2 protein-coding genes are annotated in these 2430 nt (G+C 76.0%); both read left to right on the forward strand.

The window, feature by feature from the left end; translation table 11 throughout:
* Positions 1-67: 67 nt before the first annotated feature.
* Positions 68-1381, forward strand: a complete 1314-nt coding sequence (locus tag FOE67_RS22790; RefSeq protein WP_182666719.1) for a YncE family protein — start codon at positions 68-70, stop codon at positions 1379-1381.
* The gene (aztC, locus tag FOE67_RS22795) at positions 1378-2358 is read left to right on the forward strand and encodes a zinc ABC transporter substrate-binding protein AztC (RefSeq protein WP_182666720.1); all 981 of its coding nucleotides are present in this window, start codon (positions 1378-1380) and stop codon (positions 2356-2358) included. The genes FOE67_RS22790 and aztC overlap by 4 nt, the downstream gene beginning before the upstream one ends.
* Positions 2359-2430 lie beyond the last annotated feature (72 nt).

Genomic DNA, 2430 nt, shown 5'->3' on the forward strand with positions numbered 1-2430 from the left:
CCCCGGCGGGCCGGCCCGCCGACCCGTCCGTCCTCCCCACCCCGCGAAGGAACGTGGAGATACCCCGATGAGCACCACCCCCCGTCCCTCCCGGGCCGGTCGCCGACGCCTCCCGTCGGCGGTCCCCGTCACCGCCCTGGCCGGCTGCCTGCTGCTGACCGGCTGCGGCGCAGGCCCCGAGGATCCCCCCGGACCGACCTCCCCGGAGAACACCGCCGCGGACGGCGGGCACGCGGGAGGTGACGGTGAGGACGTGCCGCACGGCTACGTCGAGGGCGCCGAGGAGACCGCCGACCAGCAGTCCCGGATGGTCCTGGCCTCCGGCGCCGGCGAGCCCGTGCACGTCCTGGACCTGGTGAGCGGGGAGACCACCCCCCTCGGGGAGGCCGGGGAGGCGGGAGCCACCGGTGAAGGCCCCGCCCCGATCGTCGGCGACGGCCGGTTCGCCCACCTGCTGGAGGGCGAGGCGGTGCGCGTGGTGGACAGCGGCGCGTGGACCGTGGACCACGGCGACCACGTGCACCACTACCGCGCCGCCGCCCGCGAGGTGGGCGCGGCCCGGGCGGCCGAACCGGTGGCCGTGCACACCGACACCGCGGTCACCGCCATCACCCTCGCCGACGGGGGCGCGCTGCTGCTGGACCGCTCGGCGGCGGAGGACGGCGAACTCGCGGAACTCCTTCGGATCGACGACGCCGAGGGCCCGGTCCTCCCCTTCGACGGCGGTCTGCTGGTCCCGGTCGCCGGCGCCGACGGGGCCGGGCGGGTGGAGGTGCGCGACCGTGCCGGCGGTCCGGTCGCCGCCCCGGAGGCCGAGTGCTCCGACCCCGCCGCCGGAGCCGTGACCCGACGCGGCGCGGTGTACGTCTGCGCGGAGGGCGCGCTGTGGTTCACCGCCGGCGGGAACGGGGAGCCGGAAGTCACCGCGCTCCCCTGGCCGGAGGGCACCGCCGAGGAGGACCGCCCGACCGAACTGCGGCACCGCAACGACGGCTCCGTGCTGGCCGCCCGTGCCGGGGACCGGGGTGTGTGGGTCCTCGACCTCACCGACCCGGTCTGGCGGTTGTGGGAAACGGGCCCGGCCGTCGCGGTGAACGCCGTGGGAGAGGACGCACCGGTGCTGTTCGTCGACCCCGCCGGCGAGTTGGTCTCCGTGGACCCGGCGAGTGGCGGGGAACTCGCCCGCGTCGCCCTGTTGGAGCCGGCGTCCGAGGGCTCGGTGCCGGCGGAGACCGTGATCGAGGTGGACACCCGGCGCGTCTACGTCAACGACATCGCCGAACGACGGATCCACGAGATCGACGCCCGGGACGACCTGCGCGTCGCCCGTGTCCTCCCGGTGGAGGCGGAGCCCCGCCGCATGGTGGTGACCGGCCGATGAATGCCCCGCCCGTTCCACACGTTCCCCGCGCCCCCCGTGCGCCGCGCCGCCGGGGCGGGTTCCGCGCCGTCGCCCTGCTGCTCGCCGGGCTGCCGGCCGTCCTGACCGGCTGCGGCGCCCCCGGCGGCCCGTCCGACTCCGGCGACGCCCCGTCGATCGTCGTCACCACGAACATCCTCGGGGACGTCACCCGGGAGGTGGCCGGCGACGAGGCCGAGGTCACCGTCCTGATGCCGCCGGGAGCCGACCCGCACTCCTTCGGCGTCTCCGCCGCGCAGGCGGCGGGGCTGGAGCGGGCCGACCTGATCGTGCACAACGGCATGGGCCTGGAGGAGAACGTGCTGCGGCACGTGGAGGCCGCGCGGGAGGAGGGCGTGCCCACCGAGGCGGTCGGCGAGGCCGTGGACCCGCTGCCGTACGCCTCGGGTGACGCCGCCGGTAGCCCCGACCCGCACTTCTGGACCGACCCGGAGCGGATGATCGCGGCCACCGGGGTCATCGCCGAGCGGATCATCGAGGAGGTGCCGGGCGTCGACGCGGACGCCGTGCGGGAGAACGCCGACGCCTACACCGCCCTGCTGCGGGAGCTGACGGACTGGATGGAGGAGGAGTTCGCGACCATCCCACCCGGGCACCGCGACCTGGTGACCAACCACCACGTCTTCGGCTACCTCGCCGAGCGCTTCGACTTCCGGGTGATCGGAGCGGTCATCCCCGGCGGCACGACGCTGGCCTCACCCGGGGCCTCGGACCTGGAGTCGCTCTCCCGGGCGATCGTCGAGGCCGATGTCGGGGCGATCTTCGTGGACTCCTCCCACCCCGACCGGCTGGCCCGCGCCCTGCGCGAGGAGAGCGGCCTGGACGTGGAGATCGTGCCGTTGTTCTCCGAGTCGCTCACCGCTCCGGGCGAGGGCGCCGGCACCTACGAGGAGATGATGCGCGCCAATACGCGGGCCATCGTCGACGGCCTGGCCTGAGCCCGGCCACGGGGCACCGGGGCGCCGGTTCGGCCGACGCCCCCGCCCCGCCGTGCCCGGACACCCCACCAC

The organism is Streptomyces calidiresistens (genome assembly GCF_014141525.1).
In the GTDB taxonomy this organism is placed as follows: domain Bacteria; phylum Actinomycetota; class Actinomycetes; order Streptomycetales; family Streptomycetaceae; genus Streptomyces; species Streptomyces calidiresistens.

Coding starts and splice junctions, on each gene's coding strand:
- aztC (WP_182666720.1), top strand. CDS start 1,378: ATGAATGCCCCGCCCGTTCCACACGTTCCCCGCGCCCCCCGTGCGCCG.
- FOE67_RS22790 (WP_182666719.1), top strand. CDS start 68: ATGAGCACCACCCCCCGTCCCTCCCGGGCCGGTCGCCGACGCCTCCCG.